Genomic DNA, 18,359 nt, shown 5'->3' with positions numbered 1-18,359 from the left:
CCGCCCTTAGAGCTGAGACCCTCGGTATTCGAATTGTCAGACGAACCGGATCCCTATGAAGCCCTTGGCCGGGCCATCGGCCTGGCGCAGCGGCGCTGGACGGCGCTGTTCAATGAGCAGATGGCGGCCATGGGACAGACCAACCTGCGCTGGATGGCCCTGTCGCGGATTTCCGAGGCCGCCGAGGGGATAAACCAGCGCGAGCTGGCCCGGATGCTGGGCGCCGACGAGCCCAGCCTGGCGCGGATCATCGCGGCGCTGGAGGCCCAGGGCCTGGTGCAGCGCCGGCGCGCGGCCAATGACCGCCGCGCCAAGATCCTGCAGATCACGCCGGCCGCCGAGGCGATCCACCAGGAGGGCGTCCGGATCGGCCGCGAACTGCGGGCCCACGCCTTCGGCGACCTGCCCGAGGCCGACCTGGCCGCGGCCCTGCGGGTGCTCACCCACGCCAGCGAGCGGCTGGCGCCGCGGACCTGGAGCGTGATCCGCTCCGATTGAATCGGAGCGGCGCTCCAGCTTGCTGTCTTGTCGCGCAATTTTCCGGCGAACCGGTGTCCACTTCGTCGGATTGCGCTCTAGCTCAGCAGGGTGAAGTGCACGATCGAGCGGTGGACGTCGTGCATGTAGACGTCCGGCGCGCGGCGCAGGGTCATCAGGGCGCTGGCCTCCATGGCGTTCCAGGACAGCAGGGCGGTGATCAGGTTGAACAGCAGCCGCTCGTCCAGTTCATAGATCAGCCGGGCGCGGTCGCCTTCCTCCACGGCGTCGAACAGGCCGCAGGCCTCTGAATCGGTGGCGAAGCGGAACAGCAGGGCGCGCGACCCGTCGGGCCGGCGGGCGTCCAGATAGATGTCGGCGCTCAGCTCCAGGCCCATCTTCGCGCAGCGGGCGGCGTAGTTGGCGGCGCATTTGCGCAGGGCCCGGTTCCAGTCGAAGGCCAGGTCGGGCGGCAGGTGCGTCTGGGTGAAGCTGGGCGCCTGGTCGGCCAGGGTCAGGGCGTAGCCGGCGCGGTCGGCGTCGGTGAAGCCGCGATAGGGGGCGCGGGGGTCCTGGGTCACGGTCAGGCCGGCGCTGTCGAGCACGTCGCCGGGATAGAGCTTGGCCAGGGTCTCGCCCTGGCCCAGGCTCGCCAGCTCCTGGGCGAGTTCGCTCTCCAGGGGCTGGGGCAGGAACCGCGACAGGGCCGCCGCCGGTCCGCCCAGCACATATTCGCCGCCGGCCGGGACCACGGCGCGCGGGCCCAGGGCCTTGAACACCTCGCGGAAGTTCCCCCCGGTGCGGCGGCGCAGGGCCGCGGTGGCCGCCGCCTTGGCCGCGTCGTCATAGTCGCCCATGGCCATGGGATAGAGCGAGGCCGAGGCGTAGGGCAGGATGGCCACGTCCGGCCGCCCGTAGGTCTCGGCGATCCGCGCGGCGTCGGGGGGCAGGATGGTGTTGTCGACGGCGTTGAACAGGGCGGTCCCGTCGGCGTCCCAGAGGTAGATCGAGGTGTCCAGGTCGTAGTCGACCTGGGTCGCGTCGCCGACCGTGTTGCCGTGGAAATCCTTGAACAGTACGAAGCTCGCCCCCTTGCCGCCCAGGGGGGCGCGGGTCTCGAAGGGGTATTCGGTGATGTGGGTGAAGCCCAGGGCGCGCAGGGCGTTGCGCAGGTTGGGCGTGTTCAGCTTGCCGATCACGATGGGGGTGGCGCGGTCGAAGGGCGCCAGGGTCTGCGGGTGCAGATGATCGTGGTGCAGGTGGCTGATATAGATGGCGTCGGGCGCGCAGGCCCAGATCTCGGCCTTCAGGGCGTCGGGAACCGGAGGGAAGTTCCACCAGGTCTGCTGGCAGGGCCCGTCGAACCAGGGGTCGGTCAGCAGGCGCTCGCCGGTGGACAGGGTGATCAGGAAACAGGCGTTGGCGACGTAGCGGATCTGCATGTCAGGCGGCCCGCGGCTGGGCGATGACCGTCACGCTGCGCCCGGCGTTGCAGCCGAACAGGGCCTTGGCCAGGTTGAGATAGGCGGCCATGCCCTCCCGGGCCAGGATCAGGTCGATGGCCATGCGCGCCCGGTGCGCCCCCTTCCCCGCCGTGGGATCGGCGATGTAGTTCGAGCCGGGGTGCATCAGGTACCAGTCGATGGGGAAGGTCGCGAAGCCGAGCTTCAGATCGAAGCCCAGCCGGTCCAGCAGCGGCGGCAGGTTGGCGGCGTTGAAGTAGTTCAGGTGCTGGGGCGGGGCGAGCCAGAAGTCCCGGTCGATGACCCCGGCCTCCCGCGCGGCCAGCTGCAGGGGGCTGTAGTCGTTGGGCACGGTGATGGCCACCACCCCGCCCGGGTTCAGCAGGCGCGGCAGGCGCACCAGCAGGGCCTCGGCGTCGACGACGTGTTCCAGCACGTGCTCCATGACGCAGACATCGACCCGGCGGCCGGCGTCGATCAGCCGGTCCAGGCTCTCGAAGGCGTCGCCGAACTCCGCGCGGTCCAGAAGCTGCGGATTGAACCGCGCCAGGCCGTCGCGGGAGAAGTCGAGGCCGTGGACGTCGTAGCCCTCGGCCTGGGCCGCGGCCATCAGCCAGCCCTCGCCGCAGCCGATCTCCAGCAGGGCGCCGGGGGCCGCGCCGGACCGCGCCTGCGCGATCGCCGCCAGCATCTGCCGGGCCAGCAGCTCGCGGTGGGCCAGTTCGGTCTCGGTATAGGCCGGGGCATAGGTGCCGTGCGACTGCTGGAAATATTCCTGGGCGTAGAAGGCCTTCAGCTCCTCGGAGCTGGGGGTGGGCGTGACGCGCCGCCACCCCTCGGGCTGAATCGCGAGGTCGGTCACGCCGGTGATCCTTCAGAAGCTGACCGACCCAGGGTGGCAAGGCGTGGTTAACAGTCGCTTAACCATAACCGCCGGCGCGGCGGGACGGGTTCCTAGCCGGCGAAGCGCGGCGACAGCAGGAAGCCGAAGCCCGAGATCACCCGGCGCACCAGTTCGTCGGCGGCCTCCCCCTCCCCCTGCATCAGCACCGCCGAGGCGATGCCGCGGCCCAGCACCCAGATCACCAGGGAGATCTCCTCCACCCGCTCGGGCGGCACGCGCGCGTCGCCGCGGAAGGCGGTCTGGAAGCTGGCGAAGGCCTGCTGCTCGGCGGCGCGGACCTCCCGGTTGGCGGCCAGGGCCTGCTCGGTCTGCATCAGGGCGTAGAGCTGGGGATGGCGGCGGATGAAGCTGAGGAAGGCCGACGACGCCCCGTCGATCCGGTGGGCGAACCGGTCGGACGCCATGGCGTCCTCGATCTTGCGGGCAAGTTCGCCCCAGCCCTCGATGGCCAGCGCCGCCAGCAGGGCGTCCTTGTCGTCGAAGTGGTGATAGAGGGTGGCCACCCCGCTGCCGATCCGGGCGGCGATGGCGCGCAGCTGCACCCCCTCGGCCCCGCTCTCCTCCAGCAGGGCGCGGGCGGCGTCCAGGGCGCGCCGGCGCACCGTGCCCGGGCTGGCCATGTCTTGCTTCATGGGAACGACAATGGCCGCGGACGCCGCCCGCGGCCAGCCCGGCGCGCGTCTAGACGCGGGACGGCAGCACCACCTGCATGTCCTCGTAGCCCTTCACGAAGATCGAGTAGCTGCGCTTGGGCTCGGCCAGCAGCTGGATGTCGGGGAAGCGCTTGAGGATCTCCTCCCAGATGATGGTCAGCTGCAGCTCGGCCAGGCGGTTGCCCACGCAGCGGTGGATGCCGAAGCCGAAGGACATGTGCTGGCGCGGCCGGGCCCGGTCGATGATGTAGGAATTGGGGTTCTCGATCACCGTGTCGTCGCGGTTGCCCGAGACGTACCACATGGCCACCTTGTCGCCCTCCCGGATGGTCTTGCCCCCCAGCTCGAAGTCCTGGGTGGCGGTGCGCGCCATGTGGGCCAGCGGGGTCTGCCAGCGGATGGTCTCCGACACCATGGAGGGGATCAGGGACGGGTCGGCGCGCAGCTTGGCGTACTGGTCGGGGTTCTGGTTCAGGGCCAGGACCGAGCCGGAGATGGTGTTGCGGGTGGTGTCGTTGCCGCCGATGATCAGCAGGGCCACATTGGCGTGGAACTCCTGCTGGGTCATGGTCCGGGTCTCCTCGCCGTGGGCCAGCATGGAGATCAGGTCCCCGGCCGGCTCGGCGTTGACCCTCTGGTTCCAGAGCTCGGTGAAGTAGCCGAAGCACTCGGCCATCATCGCCCGCATCTCCATCAGGTCGGCGGCCGGTCCGAAGCCCGGCGCCGTGGTCATGGCGTCCGACCAGCGGGTCAGCTTGCGCCGCTCCTCGAAGGGGAAGTCGAACAGGGTCGCCAGCGTCATGGTGGTGAGCTCTTTGGAGACCAGGTCCACCCAGTCGAAGGCCTCGCCGATCGGCAGCGAGTCCAGGATCAGGCCGGCCCGCTCGCGGATCAGGGGCGCCATGATCTGCAGGGCGTGGGGCGAGACCGCCGGGCTGACCGTCTTGCGCTGCACGTCGTGGCGCGGCGGGTCCATGGCGATGAAGTTGGTGGCGGTGTTGTTGGGGTCGCGGAACCCCTGGGCGGCCTTGGGCGTCAGGGTGATGCCCTTGGCCGAGGAGAACACCTGGTGGTTGGAGTCCACCGCCAGGATGTCGTTGTACCGGGTGATCGACCAATAGGCCCCGTAGTTCGAGTCCGGCGTGTAGTGGACCGGGCTCTCGGCGCGGAGCCGCTCGAACATCGGCCACATGGCGTCGTCGCGGAACAGCGAGGCCCGGGCGGGGCTCAGCTCCTCCAGCGGGGTCTCGTAGGCGGCCTTGCGGGCGGCGGCGCGCTTGTCCTTCAGGATGTCCACGGTTCCGTCAGCCATCGAAAATCTCCCTGCCCGGCGCGGCGTTTTTCACGCGCTGTTGGGTCTATCGAGACCTTCCGAACATGGTTCGACAAGGGCGCGCTTTGACGGGGGCGTCAGGACCGGAGGTGGGATGGCGGAAAGATTGGAGCGGGCGATGGGATTCGAACCCACGACATTCAGCTTGGGAAGCTGACGCTCTACCCCTGAGCTACGCCCGCGAAGGCCTTGCGGAGCAAGGCTTGCAGTGGGGGTTCTCTAGCGGGTCTCCAGGGCCCACTCAAGGGCTAGCCGTTGATCACCCGCCGCGCCACAGGGGCCCGGGGCTTGCGGGCCAGGCTCGGGAGCCCCCTAGGCCCGCCCCATCGCGTCGAGAAACCCTTTCCCCAGCGCGAGAGACTCAAGGTCGCGACGAGCATCTCCGGGGGCGAACGTCTGCAGGATATCCGCGGCGCCGGCGATCGCCGGCGCCCATGCGCCCTTCTCGGCCTGCCGGATCAGATGGACCGACCCATACCAAGGCATCTGGGCGCCGCGCCTCATATATCGCCACTCCGTATACTGAGGGAGTAAGGCGAGGCAGGCCTTGCCCAGGGCCCCGGCGAGATGGACCGTGGAATTCTGCACCGAGACCACCAGATCCAAGTTTGCGATCAGATCGGCGAAATCCTGGAAGTCGTAAAGCTCTTCCGCCGGAAAATGGCGAATCGGGCACGCCAGTCCAGCGTTCGCCTGCTCGATCTCGGCGGCGACATCGCCGTACTGTAGGCTGACGAACTCACAGCCCGGCGCTTCGAGCAGGGGGCGCAGGGCCGTCAGGTCCATCGAACGGTCCGCGCGACCAGTCTGAGGCACGCCGCCGCGCCAGGAGAGGCCGACCCGCAAACCCGCCGGGCGCTCCCCGAGTCTCGTCGCCCAGCGCGCGACACCCTGCGCCTGCGCCTTCACATAGGGGCGACCCGGGAAGTCGGCCGCCGTCCTGCGGAACGCCGAGCCGAGGCTGCTCATCGCCAGCAGGACATCCACGGCTTCACTGTCCACCTGGGCGCCGCTCGGATGGACGAAGGACACGGTGGGGAACGCGTTCTGCAACAGGCGCATGAGCCGCGGTTCGCAGAGGCACACGACGTTCTTGGCCGTGACCTGCAGGTCCGGAAGCATGCTGGCGAACATGACTTGATCGCCGATGCCCTGATCGCCGATCAGCAGCACGCGCTTGCCGATCAGGTCCGACTTCGCCGGGACCGTCGTCAACAGAGGGATCATCTGGAGCGGAACGAAGCCTCGGTTGCGGGAGATATCCTCCAGGCGCCAGCGGGCGGCGTAGTCGCGCCAGCCCTCGGCGAAATCGCCGTTCGCCAATCGGAGAAGGCCGCATTCGTGTTGGGGGACGGCCGATTGCGGCTGCAGGCGTGCGGCCTCCGCGAAGGTGGTCAGGGCCTCGTCGTTCTCACCCAGCGCCCGGTGCATCTTCCCGAGGCGCACCAGCGTGTCGAAGGCCAGCGCTTCGTCCCGCAGGGCCTCGCGGTAGGCCTCGATCGCCTCCCGCTCGCGACCAGCGTTGGCCAGGGAGTCTCCGCGCATCTGCCACGCGACACCGAAACTGGAATTCGAAGCCAAGGCGGCGTCGGCGATGGTCAGGGCGTCGTCGTAGCGGCCCTGCAGTTGGAGGAGCCGGCTCAGAATCCACAGAGGCTGCGGCGCGCCCGGGCTGACGCGGTGAGCCTTGCGCGCCAACGCCTCCGCCTCCCGGTCCTGACCGTCGGCCGCAAGTTGGCTGGCGAGGGCGACGAGCGCCTCCACGTCGCGTGGATTCTTCAGAAGCCGATGGCGCAGCTGATTGACGACCTTGCGCGGATCAGGCGCCTGCATCGGACCTCGCGGCGTCCATGGTGCGCGCCAGGGCCGCGCGCCACTCGTCGGCATAGTCGCAGTCCGCGTACTCGGCGAAATACGGACCGCCGCGCGTGAAATGCGCGATCTTGGCGCTCGGGTTGGACGCGTATTCGCCCACCAGCCAGTTCCATTCGAGCGGTAGCCCGCCGATCTCCTCCTCGCCTTTCAGCCATCGAAACTGGTGCAGGTCCAAGCCGCTGGCGGTGTCCACATACTCGGGCGTCAGGGCGCTACAGCGCGCGTTGTTGAAGAGGATCACGCTCGACCAGTTCTTCTTCGGATAGGGCAGCTGCTGGTTTCCGAGAAATTTCTGGCGGTCGCGGGGCGTATACTCGTGCTTGGCGACGATCGCCGCGAAACGATCGTCGGCGAGGGCGAACAGCTCGGCGATGTCCGCGCGCACTAGCATGTCGCAGTCCATGAACAGCGACCAGCCCTCGTACCCCGACAGGTAGGGGGTGAGGAAGCGGGTGAACGAGAAGTCGGTGGATTGCTCCGGCGCCCGCGGCCGGCTGTGCAGCGGCCCGAGCGTGGAAAGCGCGATCGGTACGATCCGGATCGGACGGGATGCATGGTCGATAATGCTCTGACAGAGCGTGTGGTAGGCGACGCGTTCGGCGGCGTCGTAGCCGATGTAGATGTCCAGGGTGGGGGAAGGTGACAACCGAGGCTCCAGGGACTGCGCGGCCGGGCGAATTCCCCGAACCGACGCCAACCTTTTAGCGACAGCCTACGCAAACCCAAGGGAATCTGGTTCGAGACCGCGCCAGCGGGTCTCTAGGGCTTGCTCAAGGGCTAGCCGACGCCGTTGATCACCCACTGCGCCACATAGGCCTGGGCCTTGCGGGCCAGGCCGGGCGGGCCGGAGAAGTAGAACTCGCTGCCGAACAGGCTCTTCTGCTCGCGCCAGGCCAGGGGGCCGGTGTCCTCGGTCTGGAGGATCTGCCGCAATCGGTCGCGCTTGGCGGTGGGCACGAAAGCTATGTAGGTCGCATCGGGCATGGCCGTGATCCTGCATCCCTCGGGATCAGGAACGACGAGTCGAGCTTATACATGGTTAACGCCGACAAGTGGGCGCGATTGACCTCCGCGGCGCCTCGCCGCACGATGCGTCCACAAGAGATCGACGGGAGACGACCATGGCCGACGGCGAGATGCTGCAGCAGGCGAAGTTCCACGCCATGACCGAGGGCACCCAGGAGGACTGGATGGCCATCGTCCGCGGCAACGGGCCCTTCACCCGCGAACTCCCCGACCGGATGCTGGCCCACCTGCGGATGCTCAAGGAGGACACCGGCGGCTATCCGGTGGACCGGCTGGAGCACAGCCTGCAGACCGCCACCCGGGCCTTCAAGGCCGGCCGCGACGAGGAATATGTCGTCTGCGCCCTGATGCACGACATCGGCGACCTGCTCTCGCCCTCCAACCACGCCGAGATGGGGGCCATGATCATGAAGCCCTATGTCAGCGAGCAGAACTACTGGATGATGGACAAGCACGGCATCTTCCAGGGCTACTATTTCTTCCACCACCTGGGCCTGGACCGCGACATGCGCGAGCAGTACCGGGGCCATGAGTGGTTCGAATACACCGCCCAGTTCTGCCACCTTTACGACCAGAACAGCTTCGATCCGACCTACGAGTCCATGCCGCTGGAGGCCTTCGAGCCCATGCTGCGCAAGGTCCTCGCCGCGCCCAAGCGCTCGATCTACAAGCGCGAGGCGGTCGAGGCGGAGTAGGCGGGGCCGCCCTTCTCTCCCCCAATCGTCATCCTCGGGCTTGTCCCTAGGATCCATAAACACCGTGGCGCAGGGTGGCCCGGGCGGCGCCGTTCGCGCCCTCTGCGGACGGCCGGAGATCATGGATCCTCGGGACGAGCCCGAGGATGACGGTCGTGGATTGGATAGGTGCGCCTCGGCTAGCCTTCTAGAGGCTCCCCGCCCACAGCTGGAAGTGCTTGGACAGCTTCAGGCCCTGGCGCTGGTAGTGGCCGCCCAGGGCGCCGTAGAGGCGCGAGGGCCGCGCGGTGAGGGGTTCATAGACCAGGCGGGCGACGGTCTGACCGTCCTCCAGCAGGAACGGGGTCTCGTGGCTGCGGACCTCCAGCACCCCCTTGGAGCCCACGCCCTGGGCCTCCTCCGTCCCGAAGCCGGGGTCGAAGAAGCCGGCGTAGTGGACGCGGAACTCGCCCACCGAGGGGTCGATGGGGGTCATCTCGGCGGCTTCCAGCACCGGGATCTCGATCGCCTCCTTCGAGGCCAGGATGTAGAACTCCCCGGGATCCAGCAGCAGTTCGCCGCGCTGGGGGGTCAGGGGCTCCCAGAAGTTGCGCGGGTCGTGGCCGTCGACGTGATCCATGTCGATGACGCCCGCGTGCCGGCGGGCGCGGAAGCCGGCCACCCCGTCCGACAGGTCGACGCCGACGCTGCGGGTGGCGAGCTTGGGCGGCGCCCCGCGCTTGAGGCGAAGCTGGTTCAGCCGGGTGCCGGTGCGCACCAGGATAGAGAAGGTCTGGGGCGCGATCTCGATATACATCGGCCCGTCATAGGCCTCGATGACGTCGTCGAAGGCCGGCTGGTTGTCCGACAGCAGGCGCACGAAGACGTCCACCCGGCCCGTCGAGCTCTTGGGATTGGCCCGGGCCGAGATCCCCGGCGGGAGATGCAGGCGCTCCTGCAGCTCGGCGATATAGACGCAGCCCTTCTCCAGCACCGCGCCCTTGGACAGGTCCAGCTCGTGCATGGCCACGTCGGCGATGCGGCTCGCCACCGTGCGGCCCAGGCGGGGCAGGAAGCTGGCGCGGACCCGCCAGCAGCGGGCGGCCAGGCGCAGGTCGAGGCTGGCGGGCTGCACCTGGTCGAAATCGAAGGCGGTCGCCGAGAGGATGGCGCCCTGGGCGATCAGGTCGTCGATGGATTGGCAGGGGAGAATCCCCGCGCGCGTCGCGTCGGTCATCGCTGGGACACTCGCCGCGCGGGGGTGGGTTGGCAAGTGCGGCGTGGTGGCCGGAGGGCCCCCAACTCCGCTCATCCCGGCGAAGGCCGGGACCCAGATCATAAAGCGCCGAGGACGCGGAAGGACCCGCTCGGGCCTCTCCGGGCAGGCCCAACCATACGATCTGGGCCCCGGCCTTCGCCGGGGTGAGCGGGCCTTGGGGCTGGGCGCTCTCCGCCCGACCCCTTGCCGCCTAGTGCTTCTTCCCGACCTTGGCGGCGATCTCGCCCAGCATGGCGACGGCGGCGCCCACCCCGAACAGGGCGAGCGCCTCACCGAAGGTCGCGGCCGGCCGCAGCACCGCCGGAACCACGCTCTGCAGGTGGTCCGAGAGGGCCAGGATCACCAGGTTCAGCGCCCCGAAGAAGGTCAGGAGCAGGCTGAAGACCCGGATCGCGAAGTTGACCGGCATCGGTCCTAGTAGCTCTTGGCCGGACGCTTGGCGGCGATTTCGGCCAGCAGATAGATCATGGCGCCGAGGCCGAGCAGGCTCACCGACTGGGCGAACCCTTCCACGAGCATGAGCTGATGCGGGATCTTGGCCGCCAGGTCGGCGGGCAGGAAGCCCAGGGCCACATTGACGAGGCCAAGCACGACCAGGATCAGTCCGAGAAGGCGAAACAGCATGTTGAGCGGCATTGGTAGGTGTCCTCCCTATAGTTAAGGCGGAGGTTGCCGTGTTTTTGGGCAGAGGCGAAGCCGATTCAGCCGGACGGCGAACGGCCAAGCTTGACCCGGGCGCGCGCCTTGAGGTTCATGCCGCCCTCCCTGAAGGGCTTCGCAGGAAAACTGGGTTCCGGTTCGCCGCGCGAAGGCGCCTTCTGCGCACGTCTTAAAGGAGCGCCCCATGGCCGAAGATCCGAACACCTGGCAGCAAGAGACCAAGCTGGTGCGCGGCGGCATGGCCCGCTCCCCCTATGGCGAGATCTCCGAGGCCCTCTACCTCACCCAGAGCTTCGCCTATGAGAGCGCCGGCGCGGCCGACAAGCGCTTCTCCGGCGAGGAGCCGGGCTTCATCTACCAGCGCTTCGGCAACCCCACGACCCAGATGTTCGAGGACCGGCTGGCCCTGCTGGAGGGCGCCGAGCAGTGCCGCGCGACGGCCTCGGGCATGGCCGCCGTCCATGTGGCCCTGCAGGGCCTGGTGCGGGCCGGCGACCACATCGTGGCCGGCCGGGCCCTGTTCGGCTCCTGCCGCTGGATCCTCTCGGAATGGATGCCACGGTTCGGGGTGGAGGTGACCTATGTCGACGCCACCGACATCGAGGCCTGGAAGAACGCCGTGCGTCCCAACACCAAGGCCTTCCTGGTGGAGACCCCGGCCAATCCGCTGCTGGAGATCACCGCCATCGGGGCCGTGGCCGACGTGGCCCACGCCGCCGGCGCCAAGCTGGTGGTGGACAATGTCTTCGCCACCCCGATCTACCAGAAGCCCCTGGCGCTGGGCGCCGACATCGTCGTCTATTCGGCCACCAAGCATATCGACGGCCAGGGCCGGGTGCTGGGCGGGGCGATCCTCGGGGCGACCGAGCTGATGACCCAGAGCTACAAGGACATCCTGCGCCACACCGGGCCGGCCCTGTCGCCCTTCAACGCCTGGGTGCTGATCAAGGGCCTCGAGACCCTGGAGCTGCGGGTCACCCGCCAGACCCAGAACGCCGCCAGGATCGCCGACGTGATCGGCGCGCATTCCAAGTGCAGGCAGGTGATCTATCCCGGCCGGCCCGACCACCCGCAGGCCGCCATCATCGCCAATCAGATGTCGGGCGGCGGCAATGTGGTGGCCTTCGACCTGGGCAGCCGAGAGACGGCCTGGCGGTTCCTCGACACGCTCGCCATCATCGACATCTCCAACAACCTGGGCGACGCCAAGTCCATGGCCACCCACCCCTGCACCACCACCCACCGCTCCATGCCCGAGGCCGAACGCCTGGAGATCGGCCTCACCGAGGGCTGGGTGCGGATGAGCGTGGGCATCGAGGGCGCCGGCGACCTGACGCGGGATGTCGAGCGGGCGCTGGACGCGGCTTAGAGCCAGGTGTCATCCCGCATGGAGCGCCGAAGGCGCGGAAGTGCGGGACCCAGAAGCACCGATCCAACAGGCACGCCCCGCGCGTCTGGGTCCCGGTCTTCCGCGTGCCGCGGAAACCGGGATGACACTTTTGACTAAGCCTCGGCCAGGCTCGCCGGGTCCACCGAATAGGTCTTGGAGCAGTACTCGCAGGTCACGCTGATGTGGCCGTCGTCCTCCACCATCTCCGCCCGCTCGGCGGCGGAGAAGGAGGTGAGCACGCTCTCGATGCGGGCCTGGGAGCAGCGGCAGGCGGCCACCAGGGGCTTGGGCCCGAACACGCGCACGCCATCCTCGTGGAACAGGCGGAACAGCAGGGTCTCGGCCGAGATGGTGGGGTCGATCAGCTCGTCCTCGCCGATGGTCTCGAAGAAGGCCTGGGTGCGCACCCAGGCCTCGGCGGTGGGGCCGCGGTTCTCGTCCTCGGCGATGTTCTGGATCAGCATGCCGCCGGCCCGCCAGGTGGGGCCGTCGCCGAAGTCGGCCTGGCCCACGGCCAGCCGCACCCGGGTCGGGGTCTGCTCGGACTGGGCGAAATACTGCTCGGCGCACAGGGCCAGCGTCTCGCCCTCGATGGTGGTGATGCCCTGATAGCGGTCCATGTCGACGCCCTGGTCGACGGTCATGATGAAGACCCCCTCCCCCAGCAGGGTCTTGGCGCCCGGCCGCACGAAGCCCGAGGCGGCCTTGGCCACCGCGTCCTCGTCATAGCGGCAGTAGCCGCGCAGGGCGCCGCCGGTGTCGTAGTCCACCACCACGTAGCGGACCGGCCCGTCGCCCTGGGCCTGGACGATCAGCCGGCCCTCGAACTTCAGGTTGGAGCCCACCAGGGCGGCGAGCGCGCAGGCCTCCCCCAGCAGATTGGCCACCGGCTCGGGATAGGCGTGGGCGGCCAGGATCTCGTCGACGCTGGCGCCCATCCGCGCCAGGCGCCCACGCACGGGCTCGCCCTCGATCTGGAACGGGGCGACGAGGTCGTCGGGGGCGGTGAGGGTTTCGATGCTCATGGGCGGGCCATATAGGGGGGCTGGGGCGAGGTTGCGAGCTTCAGCTTGTCGCGGCCAGATCCTCCCCCAGCGCGCAGCGCGACTTTGGGGGAGGTGGCGCGCGCAGATATGCGCGTGACGGAGGGGGTGGCCGGCAGGGCCCAAGGAGTCAAAGTCCCCCTCAGTCGGCTTCGCCGACAGCTCCCCCAGAGGGGGAGCATCTGAGGATCAGCCAATCTTCCCGAAGCACCAGGCCAGGATCGACTTCTGGGCGTGGATGCGGTTCTCCGCCTCGTCCCAGGCGAGCGACCGCGCGCCGTCCAGCACCTCGCCGGTGACCTCCTCGCCGCGGTGGGCGGGCAGGTCGTGCATGAAGACGGCGCCGGGATTGGCCTTGGCCATCAGGGCCTCGGTGACCTGGTAGGGGCCCAGCGCCGCCAGCCGGTCGTCGCGGTCGGTGTCGCCCATGGAGACCCAGGTGTCGGTGATCACGCAGTCGGCGCCGGCGACGGCCTCGAGCGGGTTCTCCGTCACCGTGATCCGCCCCTGCAGGTCGGCGGCGCGGGCCAGGTCGACGCGGTCGGGATGATACTTGGCGGGGCTGGCGATCTGCAGCTTGAAGCCGAAGACGGGGGCCGCATGGATGAAGGTCGAGCAGACGTTGTTGCCGTCGCCGATCCAGGCCAGGGTCTTGCCCTCCACCGAGCCGCAGCGCTCCTCATAGGCCAGCAGGTCGGCGAGGATCTGGCAGGGGTGGCTCTTGTCCGACAGGCCGTTGATCAGGGGCACGGTGGAGACCGAGGCGAAGGTCTCCAGGTCGGCGTGGCGGTTGGCGCGGATCATCACCGCGTCCACCATCCGCGACAACACCTTGGCGGTGTCCTCGATGGTCTCGCCGCGGCCGAGCTGCATGTCGGCCGCCGTGGAGATGATCACGTCGCCGCCGAGCTGGCGCATGGCCGCGTCGAAGGAGAAGCGGGTGCGGGTGGAGTTCTTCTCGAAGATCATGGCCAGGGTCCGCTCGGCGCCAGGCGCGTCGGCGTCCACGCGGCCCTGGGTCCAGCCCTTGCGCGCGGCCTTGCGGGCCTTGGCGTCGGCCAGGATGGCGCGCAGGTCGGCGGGGGGAATCCGCCAGAGATCGAGGAAGTGTCTGACTTGGGTCATGGGAATCTCCCAACTCCCGCTCACCCCGGCGAAGGCCGGGGCCCAGGTTCAGCCTGAGAGCGTGGAGTCCTAATCTAAAGTCCCGGCCTTCGCCGGGATGAGCGGTGTGGAGTTAGGCCGCGGCTTTCGCCTGGGTTCGCGCCGCCTCGCAGGCGGCCTCGAGCTTGGCCATGGCTTCCTGGGCTTCTTCCAGGGTCAGGTTCAGCGGCGGCAGCAGACGCACGCAGTTGTCGCCGCCGCCGGCGATCAGCATATGCTGGTCGCGGGCATGCTGCATGAACTCGCGGTTGGGCGTCTTCAGCTTGATGCCGATCAGCAGGCCCTTGCCGCGGATGTCCTCCACCACGTCGGGGAAGCGCTCCTGCAGGCCCGAGAGCTGCTGGGTGAAGTAGCCGGCGACCTCGCGGACGTGGGCCAGCAGCTCGGGGCTGTTGAGCTCCTCCATGGCCGCCAGGCCCACGGCCATGGCGAGCGGATTGCCGCCGTAGGTGGAGCCGTGGGAGCCCACGGTCATGCCCTGGCCGGCCTCGGCGGTGGCCAGGCAGGCGCCCACCGGGAAGCCGCCGCCCAGCGCCTTGGCGATGGCCATGATGTCCGGCGCGGCGTCGCTGGCCCACTCATAGGCGAACAGCTTGCCGGTGCGGCCCAGGCCGCACTGGATCTCGTCGTAGATCAGCAGGGTCCCGGTCTCGTCGCACAGGCGGCGCAGGGCCTGGAGCTGCTGTTCGCTGAGCGAGCGGGCGCCGCCCTCGCCCTGAACCGGCTCGACGATGATCGCCGCGGTGGTGGGGCCGACGAGGGCCTTCAGGGCCTCCATGTCGCCGAACTTGGCCTGGATGAAGCCCGGCATGCGGGGACCGAAGCCCTCAAGATAGGCCGCGTTGCCCGAGGCGTTGACCGCCGCCAGGGTCCGGCCATGGAAGGAGCCGTCGAAGCCGATGATGTCGATCCGCTCAGGGTGGCCCTTGGCCCAGTGGTACTTGCGCGCCGTCTTGATGGCGCACTCGATGGCCTCGGCGCCGGAGTTGGTGAAGAACACCTCGTCGGCGAAGGTGGCGTCGGTCAGCACCTTGGCCAGCTTTTCCTGGCCCGGGATCGTGAAGATGTTGGACACGTGCCAGAGCTTCTCGGCCTGGTCCTTCACCGCCGCCACCAGCTTGGGATTGGCGTGGCCGAGCGCGTTGACCGCGATGCCGGCCATGCAGTCGAGATAGGCGTCCCCGTCGGTGGTGAAGAGTCGCGCGCCCACGCCTCGCTCGAACGCCAGCGGGGTGCGGTTGTACACGCCCATGATGTGATCGCTGGGAACGGGCGCGGCTTGCGTCGCGGTCTTTTCAGTCACTGGGGATACCTCCCAAAAGAGAAGCGTCCCCGGCGCGTGGCGGCGGGGACAGGAAGGCTCGACGTTTTCGTCTCCGAACCCCGATCTGTCAATATTGCTTGCGCGCGACCGATCGGTGACAGGGCCGGCCTCAGGGCAGGGTCAGGCGCACGTTCAGGCCCTGGCCGGCGGAGTCGAAGGCCAGGGTCGCCCCCACCTGCCGGCTCAACGCCCGGATCAGGCGGAAGCCGAGGCCGCCGTCGACGCCCGGATCGAAGCCCGGCGGCAGGCCCGGGCCGTCGTCCACCACCTCGATCTCGACCCCGCCCGCCTCGCCCCCGCGGCAGCGCACCAGGACGATCCCGGCCGGGGCGTATTTGAAGGCGTTGGTGATCACCTCCGAGACGATCTGGCTGACCGGCAGGACCTGCTCGGGGCGCACGGGACAGGCCGCCGGAATGTCCTGGATCAGCTTGGCCGCGCCCGACAGGCCCGCGGCGAAGGGCGCGCAGATGGTCCGCAGGTGTTCGCTGAGGTCCACGTCGCCGTGCTGGCCATGGGCGGCCAGGGCCCGATGCAGCCGGCCCACCGCGTCCACCTGGGCGCCGATGGTCTCCAGCAGCAGCCGGGTCTCGCCGTCCACGCCTGCCGCCTTCAGGCGCACATAGCCGCTCAGCATGGCCAGGTGGTTGGCGATCCGGTGGTCGGCCTCCACCAGCAGGCTGCAGTCGTCGCAGGTCGAGGCGACCTCGGGGACGGGTTGCTCGCCCCGACCGGCGGGCGGCGGGCCGCCGGCGATCCAGCCCTCACATCGCGACAGATCTACCTGCATGGCTTCCATCCGGCTCTCGGGAGCGCCCCACGCCCAGCTTCACCAGACGCCGATTCAACCCGCGGGCATTGACGACGATCAAGTTCGCGCGTGCCGAGAATCGCCGGTCCCCCGCCCTCAGACCTCCGCGCCCACCGCGCACAGCAGATCGTGCATCCAGGCGATGGCCGGGTCCCCCAGCCGGTCCTTCAGGGCCAGCAGCGACAGCTCGATGGGGGCGGCGGGATAGGGCGGGTCGGCCAGCTGGATGAAGCCCCGCTGGGCCGAGAGCAGGGCCAGGCGGCGGGGGATCAGGGCGGCCATGTCCGAGCGGGCGACGATCCCCAGGGCCGAATAGGTGTCGGGCACCACCACCCCCACCCGGCGCGACAGGCCGCTGTCGGCCAGGGCGGCGTCGAAGGCGCCCATGTCCTCCCAGCTCGCATGCATCAGCAGGCCGGTATTGGCGCGGCGCATGTCGTCCAGGGCCGGCTGGCGGGAGATCACCACATGCTGCAGGGAGAGCAGCGCCTCCAGGCCGATGGGGGCGCCGGCCAGGGGGTTCTGGGCGCGCACCACCCAGACCAGAGTGTCGGTCATCAGGGGGGCGATCGACAGCCGCGGCGGCCCTGCCAGCACCGCCCCCACCACGAAGTCGGTGCGGCGGGCGTCCAGCTGCTCCAGCACGTCGACGGCGGCGTCGGCCACCACCAGCTCGGCCCGCGGCGCCTCCTCGGCCAGGCGCTCCACCAGCCGCGGGATCAGGACGGCGCAGGCGTAGGAGCCGGCCACCACCGTGAACCGGCGCTCGGTGGTGGCGGGATCGAAGTCGCGCGGCGCGATGGCGGCCTGCAATTGGGACAGGGCGGCGTGGACCTGAGGCCCCAGTTCGGCGGCCCGGGCGGTGGGGGTCATGCCCTGGGTGCCGCGCACGAACAGCTCGTCCCCCAGGGCGTAGCGCAGCCGATTGAGCGCGTGGCTCACCGCCGACTGGCTGAGGCCGAGCCGCGCCCCGGCCCGGGTGACGCTGCGTTCGGTGAGCAGGGTGTCGAAGACCCGCAACAGATTCAGATCGATAGAGGGCATATGCAGCTCGTTCATTTGCTGCGTGACGACATATCATTTTGCTCATCGTGACGTCGCGTCTATCTGCACGGTTAGACACGAACCCGGGTCTGTGGGGAGCCTGGGCGCGTTGTCGTCTCCAAAGAACCTGCAGAAGGACGCGCCCGTGAGCGACGCCGAAGGCTATACCGCGATCGCAGACGCCGAGGTCCAGGCCGCCCAGTCCGGCGCGCGCGACACCTGGCTGCGCCGCTGGCGCTGGCCGCTGATCATCGGCGGGCCCCTGGCGATCCTGGCGGTCACCCTCTTCTTCGTCATCACCGGCGGCCGCTACCAGTCCACCGACAACGCCTATGTCCAGATCGCCAAGGCGCCGGTCTCCTCCAGCGTCGGCGGCCGGGTGGTGGAGGTCTACGTCAAGGAGAACCAGCGGGTGCGCAAAGGGCAGCCCCTGTTCCGCCTCGACCAGCGCGACTTCCAGGCCAACACCGCCCAGGCGGAGGCCAACCTGGCCCAGGCCCAGCTCCAGGTCCGCGCCCTGCGCGCGGCCTATGAGCAACAGCAGGCCGCCCTGGCCTCGGCCAACGAGACCCTCGACTTCGCCACCCGCGAGGCCGCCCGCCAGAAGGCCATGGTCGAGGCCGGGGTGGCCTCGCGCCAGTCCTATGACGAGGCCGTCCACGCCGCCCAGCAGGCCCGCCAGCAGATCGCCGTGGCCCGCCAGCAGGTGGCCGCGGCCCTGGCCAACCTGAACGGCGACCCCGGCCTCTCGACGGACCGTCAGCCGGCGGTGCTGGCCGCCCGCGCCCAGCTCGAGCGCGCCACCCTCAACCAGTCCTACGGCCAGGTGATCGCCGCCACCGACGGCGTGGTCACCCGCGTCGAGCAGCTGCAGCCCGGCGCCTATGTGAACCCCTCCCAGACGGTCTTCTGGCTGATCACCGGCCAGCCCTGGGTGGAGGCCAACTTCAAGGAGGACCAGCTGGAGGACATGAAGGTCGGCCAGCCGGTGACCATCAAGATCGACGCCGACCCCAAGCATCCGCTCAAGGGCCACGTCTCAAGCTTCAGCCCCGGCACCGGCTCGGTCTTCTCCGCCCTGCCCGCCCAGAACGCCACCGGCAACTGGGTGAAGGTCACCCAGCGCCTCCCCGTGCGCATCGCCTTCGATCACGCCCCGCCGGAGACCGCCGGCCGCGCCGGCCTCTCGGCCCACGTGAAGGTCGACGTCCGCGCCCCGGGCCGCGCGGCCAGCTAGGC

19 protein-coding genes and 1 tRNA gene are annotated in these 18,359 nt (G+C 69.3%); 4 read left to right on the top strand and 16 right to left on the bottom strand.

Annotated elements, in window-relative coordinates; translation table 11 throughout:
- Window positions 1–33 precede the first annotated feature (33 nt).
- Entirely contained in the window at window positions 34–498 is a 465-nt protein-coding gene (locus tag AC1RN5_RS01500) for a MarR family winged helix-turn-helix transcriptional regulator (protein WP_493039512.1), read from the top strand.
- Window positions 499–575: 77 nt separating this feature from the next.
- Here the strand turns inward: AC1RN5_RS01500 and AC1RN5_RS01495 are convergent, their stop codons facing one another.
- The 8 genes from AC1RN5_RS01495 to AC1RN5_RS01460 form a co-directional block, all read right to left on the bottom strand.
- Window positions 576–1,919: an MBL fold metallo-hydrolase gene (locus AC1RN5_RS01495; RefSeq protein WP_493039511.1), complete on the bottom strand. Its 1,344-nt coding sequence runs from the start codon at window positions 1,917–1,919 to the stop codon at window positions 576–578.
- A 1-nt stretch (window position 1,920) separates the two neighbouring features.
- Window positions 1,921–2,802: a class I SAM-dependent methyltransferase gene (locus AC1RN5_RS01490; protein WP_493039510.1), complete on the bottom strand. Its 882-nt coding sequence runs from the start codon at window positions 2,800–2,802 to the stop codon at window positions 1,921–1,923.
- 92 nt (window positions 2,803–2,894) lie between these two features.
- Complete coding sequence (locus tag AC1RN5_RS01485) at window positions 2,895–3,464, bottom strand: TetR/AcrR family transcriptional regulator (RefSeq protein WP_493039509.1); 570 nt, start codon at window positions 3,462–3,464, stop codon at window positions 2,895–2,897.
- Between the two features lie 61 nt (window positions 3,465–3,525).
- Complete coding sequence (locus tag AC1RN5_RS01480; protein ID WP_493039508.1) at window positions 3,526–4,809, bottom strand: cytochrome P450; 1,284 nt, start codon at window positions 4,807–4,809, stop codon at window positions 3,526–3,528.
- Window positions 4,810–4,937: 128 nt separating this feature from the next.
- A tRNA-Gly gene (locus tag AC1RN5_RS01475) sits at window positions 4,938–5,012 on the bottom strand.
- Between the two features lie 130 nt (window positions 5,013–5,142).
- Window positions 5,143–6,663 (bottom strand): hypothetical protein, encoded by a 1,521-nt coding sequence (locus AC1RN5_RS01470; RefSeq protein ID WP_493039507.1) that lies wholly within the window; start codon window positions 6,661–6,663, stop codon window positions 5,143–5,145.
- Window positions 6,650–7,351 carry a hypothetical protein gene (locus AC1RN5_RS01465; protein WP_493039506.1) on the bottom strand — a complete coding sequence of 234 codons (702 nt, stop codon included), beginning with the start codon at window positions 7,349–7,351 and terminating at the stop codon, window positions 6,650–6,652. The genes AC1RN5_RS01470 and AC1RN5_RS01465 overlap by 14 nt, the downstream gene beginning before the upstream one ends.
- 131 nt (window positions 7,352–7,482) lie before the next feature.
- A complete protein-coding gene (locus AC1RN5_RS01460) occupies window positions 7,483–7,689 on the bottom strand; it encodes a hypothetical protein (RefSeq protein ID WP_421932961.1) in 207 nt (68 codons plus the stop codon).
- Between the two features lie 137 nt (window positions 7,690–7,826).
- Here AC1RN5_RS01460 and AC1RN5_RS01455 point away from each other — a divergent pair, with 137 nt between their 5' ends.
- On the top strand, window positions 7,827–8,426 hold the full coding sequence (locus tag AC1RN5_RS01455; protein WP_493039505.1) for an HD domain-containing protein: 600 nt from the start codon (window positions 7,827–7,829) through the stop codon (window positions 8,424–8,426).
- A gap of 187 nt (window positions 8,427–8,613) precedes the next feature.
- Here AC1RN5_RS01455 and AC1RN5_RS01450 read toward each other — a convergent pair whose 3' ends face one another.
- From AC1RN5_RS01450 to AC1RN5_RS01440, 3 genes are all read right to left on the bottom strand, one after another.
- Entirely contained in the window at window positions 8,614–9,642 is a 1,029-nt protein-coding gene (locus tag AC1RN5_RS01450; RefSeq protein WP_493039504.1) for a 2'-deoxycytidine 5'-triphosphate deaminase, read from the bottom strand.
- Window positions 9,643–9,874: 232 nt separating this feature from the next.
- Entirely contained in the window at window positions 9,875–10,093 is a 219-nt protein-coding gene (locus tag AC1RN5_RS01445; RefSeq protein WP_493039503.1) for a hypothetical protein, read from the bottom strand.
- Between the two features lie 5 nt (window positions 10,094–10,098).
- Window positions 10,099–10,320 carry a hypothetical protein gene (locus AC1RN5_RS01440; protein WP_421932965.1) on the bottom strand — a complete coding sequence of 74 codons (222 nt, stop codon included), beginning with the start codon at window positions 10,318–10,320 and terminating at the stop codon, window positions 10,099–10,101.
- A gap of 208 nt (window positions 10,321–10,528) precedes the next feature.
- On the opposite strand from AC1RN5_RS01440, the gene metZ reads away from it, so the two are divergent.
- A complete protein-coding gene (metZ, locus tag AC1RN5_RS01435) occupies window positions 10,529–11,713 on the top strand; it encodes an O-succinylhomoserine sulfhydrylase (RefSeq protein WP_493039502.1) in 1,185 nt (394 codons plus the stop codon).
- Window positions 11,714–11,847: 134 nt separating this feature from the next.
- Here the strand turns inward: metZ and AC1RN5_RS01430 are convergent, their stop codons facing one another.
- The 5 genes from AC1RN5_RS01430 to AC1RN5_RS01410 form a co-directional block, all read right to left on the bottom strand.
- Window positions 11,848–12,759 carry an Hsp33 family molecular chaperone gene (locus AC1RN5_RS01430; protein ID WP_421932967.1) on the bottom strand — a complete coding sequence of 304 codons (912 nt, stop codon included), beginning with the start codon at window positions 12,757–12,759 and terminating at the stop codon, window positions 11,848–11,850.
- Window positions 12,760–12,966: 207 nt separating this feature from the next.
- Window positions 12,967–13,902, bottom strand: a complete 936-nt coding sequence (gene argF / locus AC1RN5_RS01425) for an ornithine carbamoyltransferase (protein WP_493039501.1) — start codon at window positions 13,900–13,902, stop codon at window positions 12,967–12,969.
- 112 nt (window positions 13,903–14,014) lie between these two features.
- On the bottom strand, window positions 14,015–15,193 hold the full coding sequence (locus AC1RN5_RS01420; protein WP_493041462.1) for an aspartate aminotransferase family protein: 1,179 nt from the start codon (window positions 15,191–15,193) through the stop codon (window positions 14,015–14,017).
- Between the two features lie 181 nt (window positions 15,194–15,374).
- A complete protein-coding gene (locus tag AC1RN5_RS01415) occupies window positions 15,375–16,055 on the bottom strand; it encodes a sensor histidine kinase (RefSeq protein ID WP_493039500.1) in 681 nt (226 codons plus the stop codon).
- A gap of 117 nt (window positions 16,056–16,172) precedes the next feature.
- On the bottom strand, window positions 16,173–17,120 hold the full coding sequence (locus tag AC1RN5_RS01410) for a LysR family transcriptional regulator (RefSeq protein ID WP_493039499.1): 948 nt from the start codon (window positions 17,118–17,120) through the stop codon (window positions 16,173–16,175).
- A gap of 145 nt (window positions 17,121–17,265) precedes the next feature.
- On the opposite strand from AC1RN5_RS01410, the gene AC1RN5_RS01405 reads away from it, so the two are divergent.
- A complete protein-coding gene (locus AC1RN5_RS01405) occupies window positions 17,266–18,357 on the top strand; it encodes an HlyD family secretion protein (protein WP_493039498.1) in 1,092 nt (363 codons plus the stop codon).
- The last annotated feature ends 2 nt before the right edge of the window (window positions 18,358–18,359 follow it).

The organism is Phenylobacterium sp. GW821-FHT12F10 (genome assembly GCF_058806695.1).
Note: the sequence above shows the minus strand (reverse complement) of the source record. Positions and strands in the feature narration are given on the sequence as shown.